Source organism: Paractinoplanes pyxinae, from assembly GCF_026626335.1.
In the GTDB taxonomy this organism is placed as follows: Bacteria; Actinomycetota; Actinomycetes; order Mycobacteriales; family Micromonosporaceae; genus Actinoplanes; species Actinoplanes pyxinae.
On record NZ_JAPNTZ010000011.1, the window covers coordinates 320,736 to 343,219 of the forward strand.

Annotated in this window: 24 protein-coding genes; 15 read left to right on the plus strand and 9 right to left on the minus strand. The window is 70.7% G+C overall.

Annotated features, from left to right (window positions below):
* The first annotated feature begins 80 nt into the window (after window positions 1-80).
* From OWR29_RS30780 to OWR29_RS30800, 5 genes are all read left to right on the plus strand, one after another.
* On the plus strand, window positions 81-1,673 hold the full coding sequence (locus tag OWR29_RS30780; protein WP_267566860.1) for an alkaline phosphatase D family protein: 1,593 nt from the start codon (window positions 81-83) through the stop codon (window positions 1,671-1,673).
* The gene (locus OWR29_RS30785; protein ID WP_267566861.1) at window positions 1,670-2,650 is read left to right on the plus strand and encodes an esterase-like activity of phytase family protein; all 981 of its coding nucleotides are present in this window, start codon (window positions 1,670-1,672) and stop codon (window positions 2,648-2,650) included. The genes OWR29_RS30780 and OWR29_RS30785 overlap by 4 nt, the downstream gene beginning before the upstream one ends.
* Before the next feature lie 136 nt (window positions 2,651-2,786).
* Entirely contained in the window at window positions 2,787-3,386 is a 600-nt protein-coding gene (locus OWR29_RS30790) for a TetR/AcrR family transcriptional regulator (RefSeq protein WP_267566862.1), read from the plus strand.
* Window positions 3,387-3,419: 33 nt separating this feature from the next.
* On the plus strand, window positions 3,420-4,925 hold the full coding sequence (locus OWR29_RS30795) for an MFS transporter (RefSeq protein ID WP_438872675.1): 1,506 nt from the start codon (window positions 3,420-3,422) through the stop codon (window positions 4,923-4,925).
* Window positions 4,926-5,142: 217 nt separating this feature from the next.
* Entirely contained in the window at window positions 5,143-5,694 is a 552-nt protein-coding gene (locus tag OWR29_RS30800; protein WP_267566864.1) for a DUF1062 domain-containing protein, read from the plus strand.
* Here the strand turns inward: OWR29_RS30800 and OWR29_RS30805 are convergent.
* A complete protein-coding gene (locus tag OWR29_RS30805; protein WP_267566865.1) occupies window positions 5,675-6,253 on the minus strand; it encodes a TetR/AcrR family transcriptional regulator in 579 nt (192 codons plus the stop codon). The genes OWR29_RS30800 and OWR29_RS30805 overlap by 20 nt on opposite strands.
* An 84-nt stretch (window positions 6,254-6,337) precedes the next feature.
* Here OWR29_RS30805 and OWR29_RS30810 point away from each other — a divergent pair, with 84 nt between their 5' ends.
* Window positions 6,338-7,375: an aldo/keto reductase gene (locus OWR29_RS30810; RefSeq protein WP_267566866.1), complete on the plus strand. Its 1,038-nt coding sequence runs from the start codon at window positions 6,338-6,340 to the stop codon at window positions 7,373-7,375.
* Here the strand turns inward: OWR29_RS30810 and OWR29_RS30815 are convergent.
* From OWR29_RS30815 to OWR29_RS30830, 4 genes are all read right to left on the minus strand, one after another.
* Window positions 7,350-7,967: a GyrI-like domain-containing protein gene (locus tag OWR29_RS30815; protein ID WP_267566867.1), complete on the minus strand. Its 618-nt coding sequence runs from the start codon at window positions 7,965-7,967 to the stop codon at window positions 7,350-7,352. The genes OWR29_RS30810 and OWR29_RS30815 overlap by 26 nt on opposite strands.
* A gap of 64 nt (window positions 7,968-8,031) precedes the next feature.
* Window positions 8,032-9,009, minus strand: coding sequence for a permease prefix domain 1-containing protein (locus OWR29_RS30820; RefSeq protein ID WP_267566868.1), 978 nt, complete (start codon window positions 9,007-9,009; stop codon window positions 8,032-8,034).
* Window positions 9,006-9,365: a PadR family transcriptional regulator gene (locus OWR29_RS30825; protein ID WP_267566869.1), complete on the minus strand. Its 360-nt coding sequence runs from the start codon at window positions 9,363-9,365 to the stop codon at window positions 9,006-9,008. Before OWR29_RS30825 ends, OWR29_RS30820 begins: the two co-directional genes overlap by 4 nt.
* Window positions 9,366-9,434: 69 nt before the next feature.
* Entirely contained in the window at window positions 9,435-10,787 is a 1,353-nt protein-coding gene (locus OWR29_RS30830) for an MFS transporter (protein WP_267566908.1), read from the minus strand.
* 202 nt (window positions 10,788-10,989) lie between these two features.
* Between OWR29_RS30830 and OWR29_RS30835 the strand changes: the two genes are divergently transcribed.
* The 7 genes from OWR29_RS30835 (at window position 10,990) to OWR29_RS30865 (ending at window position 18,230) form a co-directional block, all read left to right on the plus strand.
* The gene (locus OWR29_RS30835) at window positions 10,990-12,960 is read left to right on the plus strand and encodes an ATP-binding protein (protein ID WP_267566909.1); all 1,971 of its coding nucleotides are present in this window, start codon (window positions 10,990-10,992) and stop codon (window positions 12,958-12,960) included.
* Window positions 12,961-13,002: 42 nt separating this feature from the next.
* Complete coding sequence (locus OWR29_RS30840) at window positions 13,003-13,566, plus strand: RNA polymerase sigma factor (RefSeq protein WP_267566870.1); 564 nt, start codon at window positions 13,003-13,005, stop codon at window positions 13,564-13,566.
* Window positions 13,563-14,345, plus strand: coding sequence for a hypothetical protein (locus OWR29_RS30845; protein WP_267566871.1), 783 nt, complete (start codon window positions 13,563-13,565; stop codon window positions 14,343-14,345). The genes OWR29_RS30840 and OWR29_RS30845 overlap by 4 nt, the downstream gene beginning before the upstream one ends.
* 79 nt (window positions 14,346-14,424) lie before the next feature.
* Window positions 14,425-15,426 (plus strand): ABC transporter ATP-binding protein, encoded by a 1,002-nt coding sequence (locus OWR29_RS30850; RefSeq protein ID WP_267566872.1) that lies wholly within the window; start codon window positions 14,425-14,427, stop codon window positions 15,424-15,426.
* The gene (locus OWR29_RS30855; RefSeq protein WP_267566873.1) at window positions 15,416-16,615 is read left to right on the plus strand and encodes an ABC transporter substrate-binding protein; all 1,200 of its coding nucleotides are present in this window, start codon (window positions 15,416-15,418) and stop codon (window positions 16,613-16,615) included. The genes OWR29_RS30850 and OWR29_RS30855 overlap by 11 nt, the downstream gene beginning before the upstream one ends.
* On the plus strand, window positions 16,594-17,433 hold the full coding sequence (locus tag OWR29_RS30860) for an ABC transporter permease (protein WP_267566874.1): 840 nt from the start codon (window positions 16,594-16,596) through the stop codon (window positions 17,431-17,433). The genes OWR29_RS30855 and OWR29_RS30860 overlap by 22 nt, the downstream gene beginning before the upstream one ends.
* The gene (locus OWR29_RS30865; protein WP_267566875.1) at window positions 17,430-18,230 is read left to right on the plus strand and encodes an ABC transporter permease; all 801 of its coding nucleotides are present in this window, start codon (window positions 17,430-17,432) and stop codon (window positions 18,228-18,230) included. Before OWR29_RS30860 ends, OWR29_RS30865 begins: the two co-directional genes overlap by 4 nt.
* Here OWR29_RS30865 and OWR29_RS30870 read toward each other — a convergent pair.
* From OWR29_RS30870 to OWR29_RS30880, 3 genes are read right to left on the minus strand one after another with little or no spacing between them, the layout of a single operon-like run.
* Window positions 18,227-18,781 carry a hypothetical protein gene (locus OWR29_RS30870; RefSeq protein WP_267566876.1) on the minus strand — a complete coding sequence of 185 codons (555 nt, stop codon included), beginning with the start codon at window positions 18,779-18,781 and terminating at the stop codon, window positions 18,227-18,229. The two genes, OWR29_RS30865 and OWR29_RS30870, sit on opposite strands and share 4 nt — an antisense overlap.
* 42 nt (window positions 18,782-18,823) lie before the next feature.
* Window positions 18,824-19,567 (minus strand): dihydrofolate reductase family protein, encoded by a 744-nt coding sequence (locus tag OWR29_RS30875; protein WP_267566877.1) that lies wholly within the window; start codon window positions 19,565-19,567, stop codon window positions 18,824-18,826.
* A 20-nt stretch (window positions 19,568-19,587) separates the two neighbouring features.
* Window positions 19,588-20,190: a DNA-3-methyladenine glycosylase gene (locus OWR29_RS30880; protein WP_267566878.1), complete on the minus strand. Its 603-nt coding sequence runs from the start codon at window positions 20,188-20,190 to the stop codon at window positions 19,588-19,590.
* Between the two features lie 56 nt (window positions 20,191-20,246).
* Between OWR29_RS30880 and OWR29_RS30885 the strand changes: the two genes are divergently transcribed.
* Window positions 20,247-21,005 carry a hypothetical protein gene (locus OWR29_RS30885; protein WP_267566879.1) on the plus strand — a complete coding sequence of 253 codons (759 nt, stop codon included), beginning with the start codon at window positions 20,247-20,249 and terminating at the stop codon, window positions 21,003-21,005.
* Here OWR29_RS30885 and OWR29_RS30890 read toward each other — a convergent pair.
* Window positions 21,002-21,793: an SAM-dependent methyltransferase gene (locus tag OWR29_RS30890; protein WP_267566880.1), complete on the minus strand. Its 792-nt coding sequence runs from the start codon at window positions 21,791-21,793 to the stop codon at window positions 21,002-21,004. The genes OWR29_RS30885 and OWR29_RS30890 overlap by 4 nt on opposite strands.
* Window positions 21,794-21,911: 118 nt before the next feature.
* Here OWR29_RS30890 and OWR29_RS30895 point away from each other — a divergent pair, with 118 nt between their 5' ends.
* Window positions 21,912-22,481, plus strand: a complete 570-nt coding sequence (locus OWR29_RS30895; RefSeq protein WP_267566881.1) for a CAP domain-containing protein — start codon at window positions 21,912-21,914, stop codon at window positions 22,479-22,481.
* The last annotated feature ends 3 nt before the right edge of the window (window positions 22,482-22,484 follow it).

Below are 22,484 nucleotides of genomic sequence, written 5' to 3' on the forward strand. Positions count from 1 at the left end.
TGCTACCGATGGATGAAGGGCAGCCGAACATCCGGCGCAGCCCGTACTGAGGCGGTCGTGCCCCTGATAGACCGAGGGGCATGACTGTCCCATCGAGCGGGATCGACCGCCGGTCGGTCCTGCTTCTCGCCGGCGCCGGCGTGGCCGGAGCCGCCGTCGCCGCCCCTGCCGCGGCCGCCGCGTCCACTGTCTTCCAGCACGGTGTCGCCTCCGGCGATCCGACTCCCGGCGGCGTGCTGCTGTGGACGCGGGTCACCACTTCGCAGACCGGCCCGGTCACGGTCAGCTGGCAGGTCGCAGCCGACGCGTCGTTCTCGGCCGTGCTGCAGTCCGGCCGCGTGATCACCGGCCCTGAGCGCGACTACACGGTGAAGGCCGACATCGCTGGTCTCGCCGCGGGTACGACGTACTGGTACCGCTTCGGGTTCGACGGCGGCTGGTCGGCGACCGGGCGGACGATGACCGCGCCGGCCGCCACCGACGCCATCACCCGGCTGCGGATGGGCGTCGTGAGCTGCGCCAACTGGGAGGCCGGCTACTTCGCGGCGTACCGGCACCTGGCCGCCCGCGGCGACCTCAACCTGGTCGTGCACCTCGGCGACTACCTCTACGAGTACGGCTCGGGCCAGTTTGACGCGGGCGGCAAGGTCGTGCGGCCCACCGAGCCGGCCGGCGAGACGCTGACGCTGGCCGACTACCGCACCCGGCACGCGCAGTACAAGACCGACCCTGACCTGCAGGCGCTGCACGCCTCGGTGCCGTGGATCATCACCTGGGACGACCACGAGGTCGCCAACGACATGTGGAGCGGGGGCGCCGAGAACCACACCCCGGGCGCCGAGGGCGACTTCGCCGCGCGGGTGGCTGCGGCCCGTCAGGCGTACGCGGAATGGATGCCGGTCCGGCTGGCCGAGGACGGGCACATCTACCGGCGGCTGCGCTACGGCACGCTGCTCGAGCTGTCCATGCTCGACCTGCGCACCTACCGCTCGGAACAGGCGAGCGGCACGACCGTCGACGACCTGGGCCGCACGATCACCGGCGCGGCCCAGATGAGCTGGCTGCTCGACGGCCTGACCACCTCGACCGCCGCCTGGAAGCTGGTCGGCAACCCGGTGATGATCTCGCGCCTCGACGTCGGCGCCCTGCCGGCCTGGCTGCTCGGGCCGCTCGGGAAGCTGATCGGTGTGCCGCAGAACGGGCTCGTGCTCAACGCCGACCAGTGGGACGGCTACAACGCCGACCGTGAGCGCCTGGTCGGCACGCTGCGTGTCAGCCGTACGAAGGACGTCGTCTTCCTCACCGGCGACATCCACACCTCGTGGGCCAACGAACTGACGACCAAGAGCACCGGTACGGCCAATCCGGCCGCCGCCGAGTTCGTTGTTCCGTCGGTGACGAGCGACAACATCAACGACTTCCTCGGCACGAGCGCCGGCGGCCCGCTGAGCGTGCTCGCCGCCTCGCTCCTCCGCGCCACCAACCCGCACGTCAAGTGGGTCGAGACCGACGGCCACGGCTTCGGCGTGCTCGACGTGACCACCGCCCGCTGCCGCATGGACTGGTACCACCTGGCCGACCGCACCAAGCGCGACACCACCGCCAAGTGGGTGCAGGGCTGGTCGGTCGCCCGGGGTTCCTCCAAGATCCGCAAGGAGTCCGCACCGTCATGAAGCGCCTGATCGCCCTCTCGCTGCTGGCCGCCACGATCGTGGCGCCGGCCGCTCCCGCCGCCGCTTCCGCCGCGTCGTCGTGCGCCCCTGGCGTGCGCGCGGTGTCCTACAGCGACGCCCTCGACAAGGCCGTGCGCGACGGCGTCACGGTGGGCGGCCTCTCGGCGCTCGCCTGGGACGGCCGTACGAAGTCGTGGGCGACCGTCGTCGACAACCGCAACGCCGAACCGTCCCGCGTCTGGTTCTTCCGCGACCCGGCCCACCCGCGGCTGGTCGGCGCCCCGCTGGTGCTGCGCAAGGCCGACGGCACCCCGTACGACGGTGTCACGGCCGACAACGAGGGCCTGGTGATCCTGCCCAACGGCGACCTCGTGGTCAGCTCCGAGACCGAGCCCGCGATCCGGATTTTCGGCCGCAACGGCGTCGAGAAGGCCTCGCTGCCGGTGCCGGCCCGGTTCGCCCCGGCCCCGGCCGGTGAGGCCACCGCCAACGCCACCCTGGAGGGCCTGACCATCACCCCGGACGGCGACCGCATCATCGCCGCCATGGAGGGTGTGCTCACCGGTGAGACCGCCCACCGCTTCCTCGTGTACGACCGTGGCCGCCACGGCGCCTGGAAGCTGACCCGGCAGATCCTCTACCGCGCGGACACCGGCCTCCGCGTTCCGGAAGTGGCCGCGTACGGGAAGAACTCGCTTCTCGTCATGGAGGCGGGCTTCACCGCGGGCGTGGGCAACACCGTCAAGCTGTACGCGGTGAAGGCCCCCGGCCGGGACAAGAAGCTCGTGGCCGACCTGGTGAACTGCCCGACCCTGGGCGCCACCGCCAAGCAGCCCCAGCCCAACCCGCTGCTGGACAACTACGAGGCCATGGCCCTGGTGCCGATCCGCCACGGCTACCGGATCCACCTGCTCAGCGACGACAACTTCGGCGCCACTCAGATCACCCGCCTGCTCACGCTGGACGCCCGCCTCTAGACAGCCTCGCGAACGGCGTCGCCTCATCTGGGGCGGCGCCGTTCTCTGCGTCACAATCGGTTGTGGAGATCGCGATCGGGAGGCGTAGTGTACGAAACAGTTTCGTTTCGCAGAGCTGACATCACGGGGGGCCACCATGGCTGAGCAGGCGCGATCCGCCTCGCCGGCCGCACGTGGCCGCCGCCTCGACAGCGACCGTGAGCAGGCGATCCTGCGCGCGGCCTACGAGTTGCTCGGCGAGACGGGCTACCAGGGACTCCGGGTGGACGCGGTGGCCGCCCGGGCGCAGGCGAGCAAGGCGACCCTGTACCGGCACTGGCCGACCAAGGCCGAGCTGGTCACCGACGCCGTCCGCGCGTGCAAGGCCGTCGACGGGCCCCTGCCGGACACGGGGACGCTCCGCGGCGACCTGCGCGCCTGGTTCTGTGACATCGCCACGATGATCAGCAGCGAGGAGGGTCCGCTCCTGGCCGGGCTGTTCATGGCGCTGCACACCGATGAGGAGCTCGCGGCGCAGCTGCGCCAGATGCGTGAGTCCAAGATCCCGCTCGCGGAGGCCATCTGCGCGCGGGCCGTGGCTCGCGGTGAGCTGAAGCCCGGCTACGACGTCGGGCTGATCGACGAGATCGTGCCGGCCGTCATCTTCATGCGGCGGTTCGCCCTGGGCGAGCCGCTTGATGAAGCCTTCCTCGACCACCTCGTCGACGACATCATCCTGCCCCTGCTCAATCGCTAATTCACTTCCAGCAAGGCCTCTTGGGGGATCTCCATGTCCACATCGACTTCTGCTACCTCCGTTCCGCCGGATATATCGCCTAAGTCGCGAAACCGGTGGCTGGCGTTGGCCGTCATCGCCGTCTCCCAGCTGCTGATCGTGCTCGACGCCACGATCGTCAACATCGCCCTGCCGACCGCCCAGGCCGACCTGAACATCAGCGACGCCAACCGGCAGTGGATGGTGACCGCGTACACCCTGGCCTTCGGCGGCCTGCTGCTGCTCGGCGGCCGCATCGCCGACTTCACCGGCCGCAAGCGGGCCTTCATCATCGGCCTGCTCGGCTTCGCCGCCGCGTCCGCGCTGGGCGGCCTGGCCACCAACGCCGAGACGCTGTTCGCGGCCCGAGCTTTGCAGGGCGCATTCGGTGCGCTCATGGCGCCGGCGGCTTTGTCGCTGCTCACGGTCACCTTCACCGAGGCCCGGGAGCGGGCGCGGGCCTTCGGCGTGTACGGGGCCATCGCCGGCGGTGGCGGCGCGGTCGGCCTGCTGCTGGGCGGTGTGCTGACCGAGTACGCCTCGTGGCGCTGGACCCTGCTGGTCAGCGCGCCCATCGCGATCGTGGCCGCCGTCGCCGCCGTCCGTTTCGTCGGCGAGAGCCGGGCCGAGGGCAACACCCGCTACGACCTGCCCGGAGCGTTCACCTCCACTGTGGGTCTGGTCGCTTTGGTGTACGGGTTCACGAAGGCCAGCGAGGACGGCTGGAGCTCACCGGTCACGATCGCCTGGCTGGTCGCCGCCGTGCTGCTGCTCGTCTCGTTCGTGGTGATCGAGCTGCGCAGCTCGCATCCGCTGCTGCCCATGCGGGTGCTGCTCGACCGCAACCGCGGTGGCGCCTTCCTGGCCTCGCTGCTGATCGGCTCCGGTCTGTTCGGCATGTTCCTGTTCCTGACGTTCTACATGCAGCTCACCCTCGGCTACTCGGCCCTGATGAGCGGCGTCGCCTTCCTGCCCTTCACGTTCGGCATCATCGCCGGCGCGGGCGTGGCGGCCCAGATCCAGACCCGTTTCGGCCCCCGCATCCTGATGACCGGCGGCCTGCTGCTGGCCACGATCGGCATGGTGATGCTGACCCGGATCGGCGTCGACACCAGCTTCTGGACCCACGTGCTGCCGGCCGAAATCGTGCTGAGCCTCGGCATGGGCATCACCTTCGGCCCCATGTCCAGCACCGCCCTGTTCGGGGTGGCCGACCACGACGCCGGCGTGGCCAGCGCTCTCATCAACACCACTCAGCAGATCGGCGGCTCCCTGGGCACGGCCCTGCTGAACACCATCTTCACCTCGGCCGTGGCCGCGTACATCACCGACCACCGCAGCCAGATCACCAACCCCGACCAGCTGCCGGCCCTGCAAGGGGTGGCCACCGTCCACGGCTACACGGTCGCCTTCTGGGTGAGCGCCGCCCTGATCGGCCTGTCCGCAGTCCTGGCCTTCGTCCTGATCCGAGCCAAGCGCGAAGAGGTCGCCGCGGCCCCCGGAGTCCCGGTCGGCGTCTGATCACCAACCGCCCGCCGGGGATGCGATGACGCCTCCCCGGCGGGCGGCTCCGTCGGTAAATCGGTGGAACGGCCTCGCTCGGCGGCGCTAACGTGCCGGTCAATCCAGTTGAGGCGGTCCCTTGTACATCCTGTGAGCTTTTTCGTCGCTCGCGCGTCGCGCCTTTGTGATGCGCTTCTTCAGGCTGCGGATTTCTCACAGGAACCGGTGTTTCTTCGTGCTCGAGAACTGGACAGTTCTGCCTACCCGCCTGCCGCTTGTCGTCCGTCGCTGCCACGCGTGCGGGGCCGAGCGGTTCCGGGCCGGCGGCGAATTTCGTGTCAACGCCAACCACAAGCTGCTCGACGTCTGGCTGCTCGCGCTCTGCGTCCGCTGCGACGAGACCGTCAAGCTCTCCGTTCTGGAGCGCGTGACAGTCCGTTCTGTGCGACCCGACCTCCTCGATCGGTTGCACGGCAACGATCCGGCGCTGGCCGCGGAGGTGCTTCAGGACGCGGTCGTGCGGCGCCGGAACCGGGTCGCCCTCGACTGGGACGACGCCTGGCGCCTCGACACCGGCCGGTCGGGGCCGCCGGACGCCGAGGTGCTTGACGTCGCGGTCCGCTTCACCGCCCGCATTCCGGTGCGGCCGCTGCGGCTGATCGCCGAGGGCTGCGACCTGCCCCGGGCCGAGGTGGAAAGGCTGGTCGAGGCCGGGAAGGTCGTCTCGGCGGTGCGGCTGACCGGCAAGGTCACCGGCAGCTTCACCTTCACCTTGAAGCGCGACTGACGCGCAGGCCGTCGAGGAAGACGGCCAGGACGCGCTGGTTGTGCTCGGGCGGGAGGCCGGGGACCGGGCGGCACAGCTGGGTGATGGCGTGCAGCAGGTCCTCGGCGTCGAGGTCGTCGCGGATCGTGCCCGCGGCGACCGCCGCCTCGAGCAGGGCGGCCAGGGCGGGGCCGAGGCGCTGCAGGAAGTAGGCGGGCAGGCCCTCGAAGGCCGGGTCGCCGGAGTGCAGCGCCGAGGCCAGCCCGCGCTTGGTCGCCAGCAGCTCGGCAAAACGCCGGATCCACTCGGTCAGTGCCTCGGCCGGCTCGTGCTGGGCGCTGAGCGCGGGACCGGCGTCGGCCACGGCGTCGATGTTGTTCTCGACCACGGCCACGACCAGCTGGGAGCGCTGGGGGAAGTGCCGGTACATCGTGCCGACCCCGACGCCGGCCCGGTCGGTGATCTCTTTGGCCGGCGCGTCGACCCCGGAGGTGGCGAAGACCGCATTGGCCGCCTCCAGCAGCGCCTGGACGTTGCGCTGGGCGTCGGCACGGCGGCGCGGCCCTTGATCCTGCGTCACTGACTTCCCCTCTTGCTTAAGCGGAAAGGCTTTCCGTATGCTTCCGGAAAAGCTTTCCGCTTAACTGTAGGGCAGGGAGATCCCATGCACCACCGCACCCTCGGCCGCACCGGCATCCAGGTCAGCCCCTATGCCCTGGGCGCGCTGATGTTCGCCACCTCGATGGGCAACACTCCGGAGGAGTCCGGCCGCCTGCTGCACCGCGCCCTCGACGCGGGCATCAACTTCATCGACACCGCCGACGCGTACGCCGATTCCGAGGACGTCGTCGGCCGGGCCCTGGCCGGGCGGCGGGACGAGGTGGTGCTGGCCACCAAGTTCGGCCGCCCCACCGGCCCGGGCGTCAACCAGCAGGGCGCGTCCCGGCGCTGGATCGTCTCGGCTGTCGAGGCCTCGCTGCGCCGCCTGCGTACGGACTACATCGACCTCTACCAGCTGCACCGCCCCGACCCGGCCACCGACGTGGAAGAGACGCTGGCCGCCCTGACCGACCTGATCAGCAGCGGCAAGGTGCGCGCGATCGGCGCGTCGGGCAGCACTGCCGCGAGCATCGTCGACGCGCAATGGGTTGCCGAGCGGCGCGGGCTGGCCCGCTTCCACACCGAGCAGCCGGTCTACTCGCTGCTCAACCGGGGCATCGAGCGTGAGGTGCTGCCGACCCTGCAGCGCTTCGGCATGGGCACGCTCGTCTGGGGCCCGCTCGGCCAGGGGCTGCTGACCGGTCGCGTACGGAAAGATCAGGGCAACGACCTGAAGCGGGGCGGCCTGCTGCGGCACGTGAGCGACGAGAGCCGGCTCGACGTGGTCGAGAAGCTGATCCCGCTGGCCGCTGAGGCCGGGCTGCCGCTGAGCCACCTGGCCATGGCCTTCACCGTCGCCCATCCCGGCGTCACCAGCGCGCTGATCGGCGTACGCACCGAGCAGCACCTCGACGCCCTGATCGACGGCCTCGACGTCACCCTTGCCGACGACGTCCTGGACCGGATCGACGAGATCGTCCCGCCCGGCGCCGACATCGGCCAGCTCGATCAGGCCGTTCAGCCGCCGCCCCTGCAAGACCCCGGACTGCGCCGGCGTCCGTGGGCGAGCCGGGCCGTCACCGAGCGGAAACCGGCTGCCTGAGAATCGTGCGCCGCTTCTCGGGGGCGACCTTGCGCGGGTCGCTGAGATAGATCTCGTGGTGCCGGCCGGTCATCGTGAGGCCGTTGGCCGGGATGAATTCGTCGTGCAGCCGGGCCAGGGTCTCGGTCTCGTCGTCGTACGAACCGACGTGCAGGGTCTGTACGCATCGCCCCTCGGCCAGCGACTCGAGGCGCACCTCGGCCAGGCGCTCCGGCGCGCTCTTGGCCGCGACCTGATCAACGGCCTCGGCGAACATGGCGTCGTCGATCCAGTCGGGCGTCATGATGAGCAGCGTCCAGTCCCATTGCGACTTGTCGCGTGCGCTGGTGAAGGCCTTCATGTCGTCGGCCCACCACAGGCCCTCCAGCGGCATGACGACGTAGTCGCGGCCCAGCTTCTGCTTGCTGGCGAACTTCAGCTTGTACGCCACCGGGTACAGCGCCTCGGTCGCCCCCGCGAACGAGGCGCTGGTGTTGGGGTCGCCGTGCCCGTCGATCATCAGATAACGCAGCTCGGGCACGTCCACAATCTCGAAACGGCCCTTGGGGGCGCGGTAGACGTCGAGCTCTTTCTTGAAGTCGGTCTTCTCCACGATGCCTCCGGCCGGTCGCACGACGACGCCCTCCCCGGCAGCCGAGGAGGGCGATCGTAACCAATCAGATGATGCTGTAGGTGTTACCGGAGCCGGGAACCTGGGCCGGGACGCCCTTGCGGGCCCGCTCGGCCTTGCGGGCCACGTCGAAGATGTCCCACAGCGCGCTCAGGACGAAGGCGATGATGATGGCCAGCGAGACCCAGCCGCGCAGGTCGACGTCGGCGTTGGCGAAGCCGGGGAAGTCCGGGTTGATGAACTTGTCGGCGGCGAGCAGGTAGACCACGACGGCGGTGGTGGCCGCGGACAGGGCGGCGTTCACCACGGCGACCGGGCGGGTCCACCGGCCGAGGCGGTAGACCCATACGGCCCACACACCCTTGAGCGCGAACAGCACGATCAGCGCGGGCCACCAGAACGTCCAGTTGGCCGGGTCGAGCAGGGGCACGTCGGTGAACGTGAACTGCTGGAGCACCAGGGCGACGGTCACCAGCACCGGCCAGAGCAGGTTGGCCCCCAGCTCGACCCGCGACAGGGCGCCCGCCTCGTAACGGGGGAGCTTGGCGAGGGTCCACGGGACGTTGAGGTCGTCCTTGCCGGCGCCGGTGCGCTCGACGATCCAGAAGCCGAGTGTCGTCCAGAAGCACATGTGGACGCCGACGGTCAGGATCGCACCGATCGCCGCGCCGATGACGGTGCCCACGGTGGCGTCGTCCTGGAAGACCTCGATGACGGCGACCACCACGACCACGATCGGCAGCACCGTGGTGAGCAGCATCAGCAGCGAGCGGCGCCACACCCCGTACAGCTCGGGACCGATCAGATAGTTCGATCTGCCCGCGTAGCTGTCGGCCAGGCGGTCGGGATCGCCCAGCTCGAGCAGCGTGCGCTCGATCGCGGCGTCGCGGGCCTCGCCCGCCTCGACCCGGGCGTCGACCGCGTCGTCGATGGAGGCGCGCAGCTCGCGGTCGATGTCGGAGCGCTGCTGCTCGGGCACGCGGCGCAGGGCGGTGAAGACGTAACGGTCGACGAGGGTGGTCATTTGTCGCTCCCGGGGGTCGTGACGGAGTCGGCGGAGAGGTCGGTCATGGCCTCGTCGAGACGGGACCACTCGGTGCGCAGGGCGTCGGCGACCGCGTTGCCCTGATCGGTGGTGGTGTAGAACTTTCGCGGCCGGGCCTCGTCGGTGTTCCAGGCGCTGGTCAGCAGGCCCTGCGACTCGAGGCGGCGCAGCAGGGGATAGAGCGTGTTGGCCTCGACCTCGAAGCCGGCCTCGCTCAGCGTTTCCAGCAACGAGTAGCCGTAGCCCGGCGTGCGCAGCACGGTGAGGCTGGCGACGACCACCGTGCCGCGGCGCAGCTCCTGCAGGTGGCTGGCTAGTGTCGCGTCCGTTGTCATGTCCAACACCATACTGTGTCTCACACACTATGGCAACGGATTACACCAACGTGCCCACGCGAATGTTGTTTAGCTGGCCGGCTCCAGAGCCGCGTCGGCCGAGCGCGGGATCAACGACGCCAGCCCGACCATCACCACCGCGACCAGCAGCATTCCGATGAAGATCCGGTGCACCGCCGTCGTCAGCAGGCCGGGATCGACCGAGTCGCCGCCGATGATGGCGTTGGCGATCGCCCCGAACACCGCCGCGCCCAGCGCGCTGCCCAGCGACCGCAGGAAGATGTTGTTGGCGGTCACCACGCCCCGCTCCGACCACCCGACGCTCGACTGCGCCGCGATCAGCGTGGGCGCCGCCGTCAGCCCCATGCCGAGCCCGATGACCAGGCAGTAGCCGCCCACCGCCCACACCGACGACCCCTCGCCGAGCAGGAGCAGCAACGCCGTGCCGGCCGTCACGAGCGCCGTGCCGATCAGCGCGGTCACCCGGAAGCCCACCCGCAGGTACACCCGTCCGGCCTGGCTCGCCGTGATCGGCCAGCCCAGCGTCAGTGCGGCCAGAGCGAACCCGGCCACCAGTGGCCCGTACCCGAGAACGTCCTGCACATAGATCGGCACGTACGAGCTCAGCCCGAGCAGGATCGCCCCGACCCCCACCGCCAGCTGCCCGCTGGTCACCAGGAGCCGCCGCCGGAACACCCACAGCGGCAGCACCGGCTCGCGCGCGCCGCGCTCGGCGAAACCGAAGATCACCAGCAGGACGAGCCCGCCGCCGAGCGTGAGCAGGCTGGCCGGCGAGGTCCAGGCCCACGCCTGGCCGCCCTCGAGCACGCCCAGGATCACCAGCGTGAGGCCGACCGAGAGCAGCGCCGCCCCGCGGTAGTCGATCACCGGCCGCTGACGCTCGGCCCGCTCCTGGAACTTGGTCACGATCATGCCGCCGGCCAGCAGGCACAGCGGAATGTTGATCAGGAAGATCCAGCGCCAGTCCACGTACTCGCTGAACACGCCGCCCAGCGTCGGCCCGACCACCGACGAGATGCCCCACACGCTGGCCACGTAGCCCTGCACCTTGGCCCGCTCACGCACCGTGTAGAGGTCGCCGACGATCGTGATCGTGGTCGGCGCGATGGCCCCGGCCCCCAGACCCTGCACCACCCGGAAGATGATCAGCGAGAGCATGTTCCAGGCCAGGCCGCACAGGATCGAGCCGAGCAGGAACAGCCCGATGCCCCACAGCACCACCGGCTTGCGCCCGAACAGGTCGTTGAGCTTGCCGTAGATCGGCACCGACACGGCCTGGGCCAGCAGATAGACCGAGAACAGCCACGGGAACTCGGTGAAACCGCCGATGTCCTTGACGATCGAGGGGACCGCGGTGGCGATGATCGTGGAGTCGATCGCGATCAGGGCGGTCGACAGCATCACGGCGGCGAGGACGGGCCCGCGCTCGGACCGAAGTCCGACTTTTGTATCCGGCACCCTGTTCACCTACCCCTGTGGATCAGGCCACACTCGCCCGGGGCGGGGTCAAGAGTCGGAGATCACCCCTATGCGGGGATGATCGGCCGAACCGGCCCCGGGCGGCAACTTTCCCGTCCTAGCCTGAGTTGTGGCGTGCGTGGTGGTGGCGGAGGACAACCTTGACCATCAGCGGGTGATCGCGGAGGTCGTCCGCCGGCTCGGGCACCAGGTGGTCGTGACCAGCGACGGGCGGGCCGCGCTCAAGGCCATCGCCGAGCACCGGCCCACGCTGGTCGTGGCCGACGTCGACATGCCGCACCTGGACGGCATCGAACTGTGCCACGCGATCCGCCACGACCCCGAGATCGCCGGCACGCCGGTCGTGCTCATCACCGCGTACATGCTGCCGGGCGACCCACGGCTGGCCGCGACGGGCGCGCTGGCGGTGATCGGCAAGCCGTTCGGCGTGCCCGAGCTGACCGAGTCGCTGCGCACCTACCTGGGCACCGCGCCGCCGGCCGACGAGCCCGAGCCGATCGGCACCCCCACCGCCGACCACCTGGCCGCCTTCGAGGCGATGCTGGACTGCCTGGACGCCGGGGTGGCCGCCTGCGACACCACGGGGCGCGTGGTGCTGGCCAACCGCAAGATGCACGAGTTCATCGGCCGCGGCGTGGGCGACGTGCCGGTCGGCGACGCCACCCGCAAGTTCGTCCTGCTTCACCCGGACGGCACGCCACTGCGTACGCACGAATTGGCTCTGTCTCGGGCCTTGGCCGGCGAGAACGTGGAGCAGGCCGAACTGCTGGCGCACGACGACGCCGGCCGCCCCCGCTGGTTCGCGGTGAACGCCCGGCCCGTCCGCGACGAGTCGGGCCGCATCACCGGGGCGGTCGCCGCGATGCACGACGTGACGACGCAGCACCGCAACCGGCAGTACCAGCACTGCGAGAACGAGGTCCTGAAGGTCATCGCCGACCATCCGCACGCCTCGGACGCCACCGACCGCATCCTCGAGGCGATCGGGGTGACGCTGGGCTGGCCGTACCTGCGGTTGTGGCTGGTCGACGAGGTGACCGACCTGCTGCGCCCGGCCGGGGTGTACGCCGACCCGCAGTCCCGCCCGTTGCCGGTGCCGGTGAGCATGGCCCGCGGCGACGGGCTGGCCGGTTCGTGCTGGCAGCGGGCCGACCTGATCTGGGTGCCCGACCTGCACGGCCCCGACTCGCCGGTGCTGCCGAGCATCTCGGCCGGCAGCGACTTCCGGTCGGCCGGCGCCGTTCCGGTCCGCAGCGGCGACCGCGTCGTCGGGGTGATGACCTTTTTCGCGTACGAACGTCAGGAGCCCGACGCCGCCCTCGGGGTGCTGCTGACCGGGCTGGCCGGGCTGATCGGTGCGTTCCTGGAGCAGCGCCGCAGCGAGGTGCTGGCCCTGCACCTGGCCGCCGCCACCGACGAGTACATCGCCCTGGTCGGCCACGAGCTGCGCACGCCGCTGACCTCGATCGGCGCGTACGTCGACCTGATCGCCGAGTCGAGCGACGACGTCACGCTGGGCGAGGTGCGCGAGCTGCTGGACGTGGTGCAGCGCAACAACACCCGGCTGCGCGACCTGGTCGAGAAGCTGCTCGATCTGGCCGCGCTGGAATCCGGCCACGCCCAGCTCTCGGTCGAGCCGGTGGACCTGACCGAACTGGTCGAGGAGGCCGTCGACGCGGCCGCGGCCGAGGCGGCCGGCCGCGACGTCAAGATCCGGACCGACCTGCCCGACGAACTGATCGTGCCCGGCGACCCCGTGCGCCTGCGCCAGGTGGCCGACGCCCTGCTGGGCAACGCGATCAAGTTCAGCCGCCCCGACTCGACCGTCGCTGTGACCCTCTCCGACGACCACGGCGAGGCCGCCGTCCTCACGGTCACCGACAGCGGCAGCGGAGTCGCCCCGGCCGAGCAGCCCCGCCTGTTCCGCCGCCTCTACCGGGCCGGCAACGCCCGCCACACCGGCATCCCGGGCGCCGGCCTCGGCCTGGCCCTGTGCCGCGTGGTCGTCGAACGCCACCACGGCTCGATCACCCTGGCCTCCCAGGAGTCGAACGGCACGACGGTCACCGTCCGCCTCCCCCGCGAGGCCGCCTGAAAAACTGGGGAACTCGGCCGGCTCCGCGGTCATATAGGAGACGTGAGCGACGACGGCGAGTTGTGGCGGCGGGCCCGCGAGGGGGAGCCCGAATGCTTCGGCGTGCTCTTCGACCGGCACGCCGAGGCGGTGCGGGGCTTCTGCGCGCGTCGGTCCGGCTCGCTCGACGCCGCCGACGACCTCGTGTCCATCGTGTTCCTGGAGGCCTGGCGCCGCCGCGGCGACGTCGAGCTGGTCGACGGCAACGCCCTTCCCTGGCTGTACGGCATTGCTCGCCGCACCCTGCAGAATCGGTGGCGCACGGCCCTGCGCCACCGCCGCGCCCTCGACCGGCTGCCCCCGCCGGCGCCCTCGCCCGACCACGCCGACGAGGTGGCGCACCGCCTCGACGACGAGCGCGAGCTCGCCCACCTGCGCGAAGCGCTGCAACGCCTGCGACCCGCCGACCGTGACGTCCTGGTGCTCTGCGTCTGGCAGGGCTTGACCTACGCCGAGGCCGCGGTGGCGCTCGGCGTGCCGGTGGGCACCGTCCGATCCCGGTTGGCTCGCGCCCGCGCCCGCCTGGGAGCGGAAACCCTGCTGACTCAGCAACTGGAGACGCCATGACCTCCTTGCGCACCCGCCTCGACCCTCAGCGCCACGAGGACATCCGCCGCACCCTGATAACCGCCGCTTCGCCGCCGCCACCTCGCCGCCGTCGCACCTTGATCGCCGTCGCCGCCGCGGTGGTCGCCACCGCCGGCGTCGCGCTGAGCGTCTATCCCGCGCCTCCGCCGGAACACGCCCCGTGGACCGCGATCCCGCAGGCCGCGCCGCCGCTGACCGCGCCCAGGAAGGACATCGACCAGTGGTCGTCGAAGTGCAGCGACCTCGGGGTCGGAGGCGTGGGCATCGAGGGCGTCCCGTCGCGTCCCGAGGCCGCCGCCAAGCGCGAGGTTCTGGTCGACCGCCGCGGCAGTTTCACGTACTGCGTGGACGTCTCGCTCGGCAGCGGCACCGCGACCGATCCGCTGATCGCGCTCTCCGGCGTCAAACCGGACGCCGACGACGGCCTGAACGGTTCGTGGGCCACCGTCCGCGACAAGCCGTTCACCCGGCCGAAGCCCACCGAGGTGCTGGTGCTGGGCGGCGACCTCGAGGAGCCACCGGCCGGCAACCCCGGTCTGCAACCGTTGCAGCTGTACGGCCTGAGCGGCTCCGCCGTGACCGGTGTGGACGTGGTGCTGACCAACGGCCTGCGCATCACGGCTAGCCTCGGCCACGGCATCTGGGGCGCCTGGTGGCCCAGCGACAAGGGCGACCCGGTGGGCTCCAAGTTGGAGCTGCACACCGCCGCCGGCACCACGACGATCGACCCGCGCGCGCATCGGCTGAGCACCGGCTGACCCGCCCGCTCCCAGGCCGCGTACAGAATCGGCTCCGGGATCTATTTACCACGATCAGTTCCGCCTCTACGGTCCTGCTATGAGGACCCCCGCGATCCACCTCTCCGGGCTGCGCAAGAGCTTCGGCGCGGTCGAGGCGGTGGCCGGGATCGACCTCGAGATCGACGACGGCGAGTTCTTCTCGATGCTGGGCCCGTCCGGTTCCGGCAAGACCACTGTGCTCCGCCTGATCGCCGGCTTCGACCGGCCGACGGCCGGCACGGTGTCGTTGAGCGGCCGTGAGGTGACCAAGCTTCCCCCGTACGAGCGGGATGTCAACACGGTCTTTCAGGACTACGCGCTGTTCCCGCACCTGAGCGTGATCGAGAACGTCGAGTACGGCTTGAAGGTGCGCAAGGTGCCGCGCAAGCAACGCCGTGAGCGTGCCGAGCAAGCCCTCGCCGCCGTCCGGTTGGCTGACTTCGGCGCCCGCCGGCCCCGCGCCATGTCCGGTGGTCAGCGGCAGCGGGTGGCGCTGGCCCGGGCCCTGGTCAACCGGCCCAAGGTGCTGCTGCTCGACGAGCCGCTGGGCGCGCTCGACCTCAAGCTGCGCGAGCAGATGCAGGTGGAGCTCAAGCAGATCCAGCGCGACGTCGGCATCACCTTCGTCTTCGTCACCCACGACCAGGACGAGGCGCTGACCATGAGCGACCGGGTGGCCGTGTTCGAGGCCGGGCGCATCGCCCAGGTCGGTACGCCGGAAGAGGTCTACGAGCGTCCGGCGTCCCCGTTCGTGGCCGGCTTCGTCGGTACGTCCAACTTGCTCACCGGCGCGGCCGCGCGCACCGTCGTCGGCCGGGACGGCACCTTCTCGGTACGCCCGGAGAAGATCACCATCGGGGCCGAGGGGGCGCCGGGCACCGTCAGCGAGGTCATCTACGCCGGCCCGGTCACGCGCTTCGTCGTCGACCTCGACGCCGGGGCCCGGATGGTCGTGGTCGAACAGAATCGCCGTGCCGGCAAAGCCCAGCGGGGGGACCGAGTCCAGCTCACCTGGCAGCAGGAACACGTCATCGAGATCGGAGGAGACCGTGCGGCGTAAATCTCTGACAGCGGTTCTGGCGGCGGGCGTGCTCGCGCTCGCCGGGTGCGGTGGCGACGACGGCGGCAGCGGCAGCGGTTCCGGTCCCGGCGGCCTGAGCGTCCCGAAGATCGACAAACTGGCGGCGATCGGCGCGGGCGAGGGCACGGTCAACGTGATCGCCTGGGCCGGGTACGTCGAGGACGGCTCGACCGACCCCAAGGTCGACTGGGTGTCCGGCTTCGAGAAAGAGACCGGCTGCCAGGTCAACACGAAGGTCGCGGGAACCTCGGACGAGATGGTCGCGCTGATGAAGACCGGCGAGTACGACGTGGTGTCGGCCTCGGGCGACGCCTCGCTGCGGCTGATCTACGGCGGCGACGTGGCCCCGGTCAACACCGACCTGATCGCCAACTACAAGGACGTCTTCGACGGGCTCAAGAACAAGCAGTGGAACTCGGTCGACAACGTCGCGTACGGCGTGCCGCACGGCCGCGGGGCCAACCTGCTCATGTACCGCACCGACACGGTGAAGCCGGCCCCGACGTCCTGGGGCGCGGTCTTCGATCCGAACTCGCCGTACAAGGGCAAGATCACCGCGTACGACTCGCCGATCTACATCGCCGACGCGGCGCTCTATCTCATGAAGACCAAGCCGGATCTGAACATCAAGAACCCGTACGCGCTGGACGACACGCAGTTCAAGGCGGCCACCGACCTGCTCACCGAGCAGAACAAGCTCATCGGCGAGTACTGGTCGGACTACACCAAAGAGGTGCAGGCCTTCAAGAGCGGCGACTCCGTGCTCGGCACCACCTGGCAGGTCATCGCCAACCTGGCCACGGCCGACAAGGCCCCGGTCGAGGCGATTCTGCCCACCGAGGGCGCGACCGGCTGGTCCGACACCTGGATGATCTCGTCCAAGGCCAAGCACCCGAACTGCGGCTACCTGTGGATGAACCACATCATCTCGCCCAAGGCCAACGCCGGGGTGGCCGAGTGGTTCGGCGAGGCGCCGGCCAACAAGCTCTCGTGCGCGCAGACCGCGGACAAGAACCACTGCCAGACGTTCCACGCCGAGGACGAGGCCTACTTCGACCAGGTCTGGTACTGGACCACCCCGCTCGCCCAGTGCGTCGACGGGCGTACGGATGTCACCTGCAAGGACTACGCGGCCTGGACCCAGGCGTGGACGACGATCAAGGGTTAGGACGCCGGCGGTGGCAGCTGGCCGCCCTGCTCTCGGCGCCCCTGCTCTGGCTGGGCGTCGCGTATCTGGGCGCGCTGGCCGTGCTGTTCCTGTCGGCGTTCTGGACCGTCAACGGCTTCACCGGCGAGGTGGTCCGGGAGTTCACGCTCGACAACTTCCGGACCATCGTCACCCAGGAGGTCTATCGCAACGTCACCCTGCGCAGCCTCGGGGTGGCGATCGCCGTCACGGTGATCTGCGTGGTGCTGGCCCTGCCGATGGCGTTCTACATGGCCAAGGTGGCCTCGCCGCGGACGCGGCACTGGCTGGTGATCGCCATCCTGACCCCGCTGTGGGCGTCGTACCTGGTCAAGGCGTACGCATGGCGAGTGCTGCTGGCCAATGACGGGCCGCTCGACTCGGTGATCGGCACGCCCGGGTACGGGTTGTTCGCCGTGGTCATCGTGCTGACGTACCTGTGGCTGCCGTACATGATCCTGCCGATCTACGCCGGCCTCGAGCGGCTGCCCGACTCGCTGCTGGAGGCCTCGGCCGACCTGGGCGGGCGGGCCGGCCGCACGTTCCGCGGGGTGGTGCTGCCGCTGCTGGTGCCGTCGATCTTCGCCGGTTCGATCTTCACGTTCTCGCTCTCGCTGGGCGACTACATCACCGTGCAGATCGTCGGCGGCAAAACCCAGATGCTCGGCAACGTGGTCTACGCCAATGTGGGCGCGGCCAACAACCTGCCGTTCGCGGCGGCCATCGCCTGTGTGCCGGTCGTGATCATGGTGATCTACCTGGCCGCGGTCCGCCGCTCGGGCGCCCTGGAGGAGCTGTGACGCGGTGGGTTCTGCGGGCGGTGATGGCGTTCGGCTTGTTCTTCATCTACGCGCCGCTGCTGCTCGTGCTGGTCAATTCCTTCAACGGCGACCGTACGTTCGGCTGGCCGCCGCACGACTTCACCACCCAGTGGTGGTCGGCCGCGTGGCGCAACGGCGGCGCCCGGGACGCCCTGTGGACCTCGGTCAAGGCCGGCCTCGGCGCGACGGCGATCGCCCTGGTGCTGGGCACGATGGTCGCCTTCGCCGTGCAGCGCTTCAAGTTCTTCGGGCGGGACACGGTCTCGCTGCTGGTCGTGCTGCCGATCGCGCTGCCCGGCATCGTCACCGGCATCGCCCTGGACAGCGCCTGGCGCTCGGTGGTGGCGCCGCTGGGCCTGGGCAAGGGGCTGTTCTCGGTGATCGTCGGGCACGCCACCTTCTGCGTGGTCACCGTCTACAACAACGTGCTGGCCCGGCTGCGCCGCAGCGGCGTGAACCTCGAGGAAGCCTCGGCCGATCTGGGCGCCTCGCCGGCCCAGACGTTCCGCTACATCACGTTCCCGATGCTGCGCTCGGCCCTGCTGGCGGGCGGGCTGCTGGCGTTCGCGCTGTCGTTCGACGAGATCATCGTGACCACGTTCACGGCCGGTCCCGGCATCCAGACCCTGCCGATCTGGATCTTCAACAACCTGTTCCGGCCCAACCAGGCCCCGGTGGTCAATGTGGTGGCGGCCGTGCTGATCGTGCTCTCGGTGCTGCCGGTCTGGCTGGCCCAGCGCGTGGCCGGCCCCGAAGCCGGCGCCAGCCGGACCTAGGCCAGGGCCTGCCCGGCCGACTGGGTCTCGGTGGGCTGCGGGGCCGCGTGGTGGGTCAGCACGGCGCCGGTCATGAAGGTGCCGCCCACGGCCAGCGCGCCCAGGATGCCCAGCGAGATCTGCTGCTCGAGGTGGCCCTGGTGCCGGTAGTCGGACTCGGTGACCACCGTGGTGCGGCCGTTGTCGGTCAGCACGTACTGGCCGTCGCGCAGTTCCGCCTTCCCGTCCAGCCCGGCGAACGCCACCACCACGGCCAGCCAGAAGGCGAAGAACAGGACCCCGGCCAGCATGCTCGCCCAGTGCGGCACGTGCGGCGGCACCCACGAGGTGAGGCTCCACGGGCTGCGCGGGCGCGTCGTGCGGTAGTACCAGCGGTTGCCGATCACCCCGGCGATGACACCGGGCACGCTCAGCGCGGCCGCCACCCCCACCGCCCAGCCGGTCGGCACCAGGCGCGCCCCGGCCACCAGCGTGGTGATCAGCACGGCCGACCACAGCAACCCGGCCGCGCACATCGCGCCGGACACGACCAACCACCGCTGCGAGATCATCAGTCCGGACGCTATCGGCCCGGCCGCCCCGGCGTGGGCGTTTCACCGAGAGCGCCCCACCTCGTACCGCAGCCACAGCGTGCCGTCGGCCTCGGTCTGCGACGACAGCAGGCGCAGCCGGGTCGGGAACTCGCCGTCGGCCAGCGCCGGACCGTCGAACAGGCCCGCGCCCGTGCCGCCGATCGCGGCCGGCAGCACGATCAGCTGGATCTCGTCGACCAGCCCGGCCCGCAGCAGCGCGCCGTTCAGCCCGCCGCCGCCCGACGACACCACACAGGTGACCCCGAGCCGCGACCGCATCCGCCGCAGCGCCGCCCCCAGGTCGACCCGCTGGGCGCCGGCCACCAGGTAACTGATGCCCTCACGCCGCAGATAGGCCAGGTAGGCGGCCGGCGTCGCGTGCGAGACCAGCACGAGCAGGTGCTGCCCGCCGGCCTCTTTCATCGTCCAGCGCACCCGGCCCCGGCCGTCGACGACCGCGAACCACCGTGCCGCGTCGACGGCCAGGAAGTCGTCGTACACCTCGTCCGGCCCGGCCGGCGGCAGACCGGTCAGCGGGCCGGCCGACGGCGGCACCATCGACCCGCTGCCCTCGAGCGTGACGGTGGGGGAGTACAGCCGATCGAGCAGAGCGGTGCGCGCCTCCTCGACGGCCTGCGCACTGGGCGGCCGTAACGTCTCCCAGGTCTTGCCGTCATCGGTGGTCATCAGGGGCCGGTCACGTCGCAGGCTGACCCGCCCGTCGATCGACGTCGCCACGGACACGACTACGCGAGGCTTTTCCATGCCTCCTTGGTAGCAGCGACCTACGACACTTTCCGGGGCGTGTGCCGCCGGTAGGCGCTGACCGTCGGGTCGCCCTTGATCCAGAACCGCCAGGGCACGTCGTGGGCCGAGGTCACCCCCACCCGCGGTCCCGCCTCGATGACGAACGGGGTGGCCGGGCCGGGCGTCACGGTGAGCGGGCCCGTGCCGTCGACCACCGACGTCCCGTTGGCGCTGCGGTCCAGGGCCAGCACCTGCATCAGCTTGGCCGGGCCGGCCGCGAGGCCGGTGTCCTTGCGCGCGGCGGGCCTTCTTTCCCGCGCGTACGCGTGACCCTCCACCACCTCGCCGGCGCGCAGCAACACGGCGGCCGCCTTCCCCTGTTCGCCGCACACGATGTTGGCGCACAGATACATCCCGTAGATCTGATAGACGTACAGGAAACCGGCCGGCCCGAACATGACCGCGTTGCGATTCGTCCGCCCCCGGTGCGCGTGCGAAGCCGGGTCCTCGCCCAGCCCGCTGTAGGCTTCGACCTCGGTCAGGCGCACGGTGACCTGGTTGGCCGTGACGTGCCGGCCCAGCAACAGGCGTGCCGCCTCGTCCACCGCGCTCGCGGGCAGGTCCAGCCAGGATTCGTTCACCCGAACAGCCAAGCACACCGGTAAAACGCGCGATGATGGCGAGGCAGGGGGTGACGATGCGACCCGATCCGGATCAGCTCCAGCGCTGGGTGCTGCGCGAACGAGTCCCGGCCGCCGAGGTGGGCAACCGGCTCGGGCTCAGCCGGGCCGCCGGCTACGGCTGGCTGCGCCGTTACGGCATCACCACCGGAAGCCTGTACGTGTCCCAGGAAAAGCTGACCCGGCTGTGGCGGGCCGGCATGCTGGCCTCCCGGGTCGCCACCGAGGTCGGCATCCCCACCGAGGCGGTGCGCGAGCGCCTGGTCGCCGCGGCCGTGCTGGTGCCCGATCGCAGCTACTTCGTGGTCGGCTCGCCGGAAGACCCGCTGCCCGAGCACCTGCTGCGCGACTGGGTCGTCCGCGAGGGCTTCACCGCCGCCCAGGTGGCCGCGCTCACCGGCACGACAGTGCGCCAGGTGCGGTACCGCCTGACCCGCTACCGCCTGGCGACCGGCCGGCCCGGGCCCGCGCCGCGCCTGCGCCGGCGGCTGCCCCGCGAGACGCTGATGGGGCTCTATCTGACCGAGGAGTTGAGCTGCCAGCGCATCGGCGAGCGGGAGGGAGTCAGCGCCGAGGCCGTGCGGGAACTGCTCAAGGAATACGGCATCCAGCGCCGTCCCGCGGGCAGCCGGGCCCGGCCCCAGCCCGTCCCGCCGCAGCAGGTCAAGCGCCACCGTCATCAGGAAACGCTCGACCGGGCCGAGGCCGCCCGCCGGCGGTCCATCGAATTGATCCGCGAGGCTCAGGCGACGATGGCCCGGTTGGCGGCCGCCTAGTTCTTGCGCCCCACCGCTCCGAAGATCGACGCCTCGACCGGGCTGGGGTGCTCCTCGGCCGCGGGGTCGGGCCGCCAGTCGGCGACCGGCGCGATCCCGGGCGTCACCAGCTCCAGCCCGTCGAAGAACGAGGCGAACTCGTCCCGCGTACGCGGGTACACATCCGACCGGCCGGTGCGCAGCGACTCGTCCCAGTTCGCCTTGAGTTCCGGCGTGAGCAGGTCGGTGGTGGCGGCCGTCATGATCAGGTGACTGCCCGCGGGCAGGGCGTCGACCAGCGTCCGCACGATCCGCCGCGACTCCTCCTGCTCGGGCAGGAAGTGCACCACCGCGACCAGGATCAGCGCGACCGGCCGGGTGAAGTCGAGGATGTCGGCGGCGGCCAGGATCCGCTCGGGGTGGCGCAGGTCGTCCTCGAGGTAGCGGGTCTCGCCCTCGGGCGTGCTGGTGAGCAGGGCCCGGGCGTGGGCCATCACCATCGGGTCGTTGTCGACGTAGACGATGCGGGAGTCGGGCGCGACGCGCTGCGCCACCTCGTGCGTGTTGTCGGCGGTGGGCAGTCCGGTGCCGATGTCGAGGAACTGGCGTACGCCGGCCACGCCCGCCGCGTAGCCGACCGCCCGTCCCAGGAAGGCCCGGTTGGCCCGGGCCGCGATGCGAGCCGCCGGATACGACTTGGCCAGCAGATCGCCGGATTCGCGGTCGGCCGCGAAGTTGTCCTTGCCGCCCAGCCAGTAGTTGTAGCGCCGGGCCGGGTGGGCGACGCCGCTGTCGAACCTGTCGGTCATGGCGGCCATCCTAGATGGCTGTCGATCTTTAGATCTCCGTGAGCCGATCCTTAAGGAATCTTTAGCGGCGCTGGGCAGGCCCGATCCGCGACGCATAGTAGGGACGCGCTGTCCCCCTATGCCCGAGGTGACCTTCCCCGTGTCGATGTCCGCTGCCGCCCGCTTCCGTTACACCCTGGCGGCCGGCGCCACGGCCGTGGTCATCGGGGCCGGCTTCACCGTCGCCGGGCTCACCAAGCACGCGGACGCCGAGACGACCGCCACGGTCAACACCGGCGCCGACCGCGCGCTCGTCGTCGACGAGGGCACTGCCGAGCCGGCGCCGCCCACTCTCGCTCCGTCGCCGTCCGCCGGCTCCGCAACCCCCACCACGAAGCCCTCGGCCTCGAAGTCGCCGAGCCCCAAGCCGTCGAAGAAGAAGGCCACGGCCAAGCCGAAGCCCAAGCCGACGGCGACGAAGACGAAGAAGGCCGCCCCGCAGACCAGCGGCTCGGTCGCCGAGCAGGTGCTGGCCCACATCAACGACGCCCGCAAGGCCGAGGGCCTGGGCACACTGAGCCTGGACGCCAACTTGTCGCGGGCCGCCGCCATCCACAACCAGCTGATGATCGACGGCTGCGGCCTGTCCCACCAGTGCTCGGGCGAGGGCGGCATCGGCGACCGGTTCAGCGACCAGGGCGTCAAGTGATCG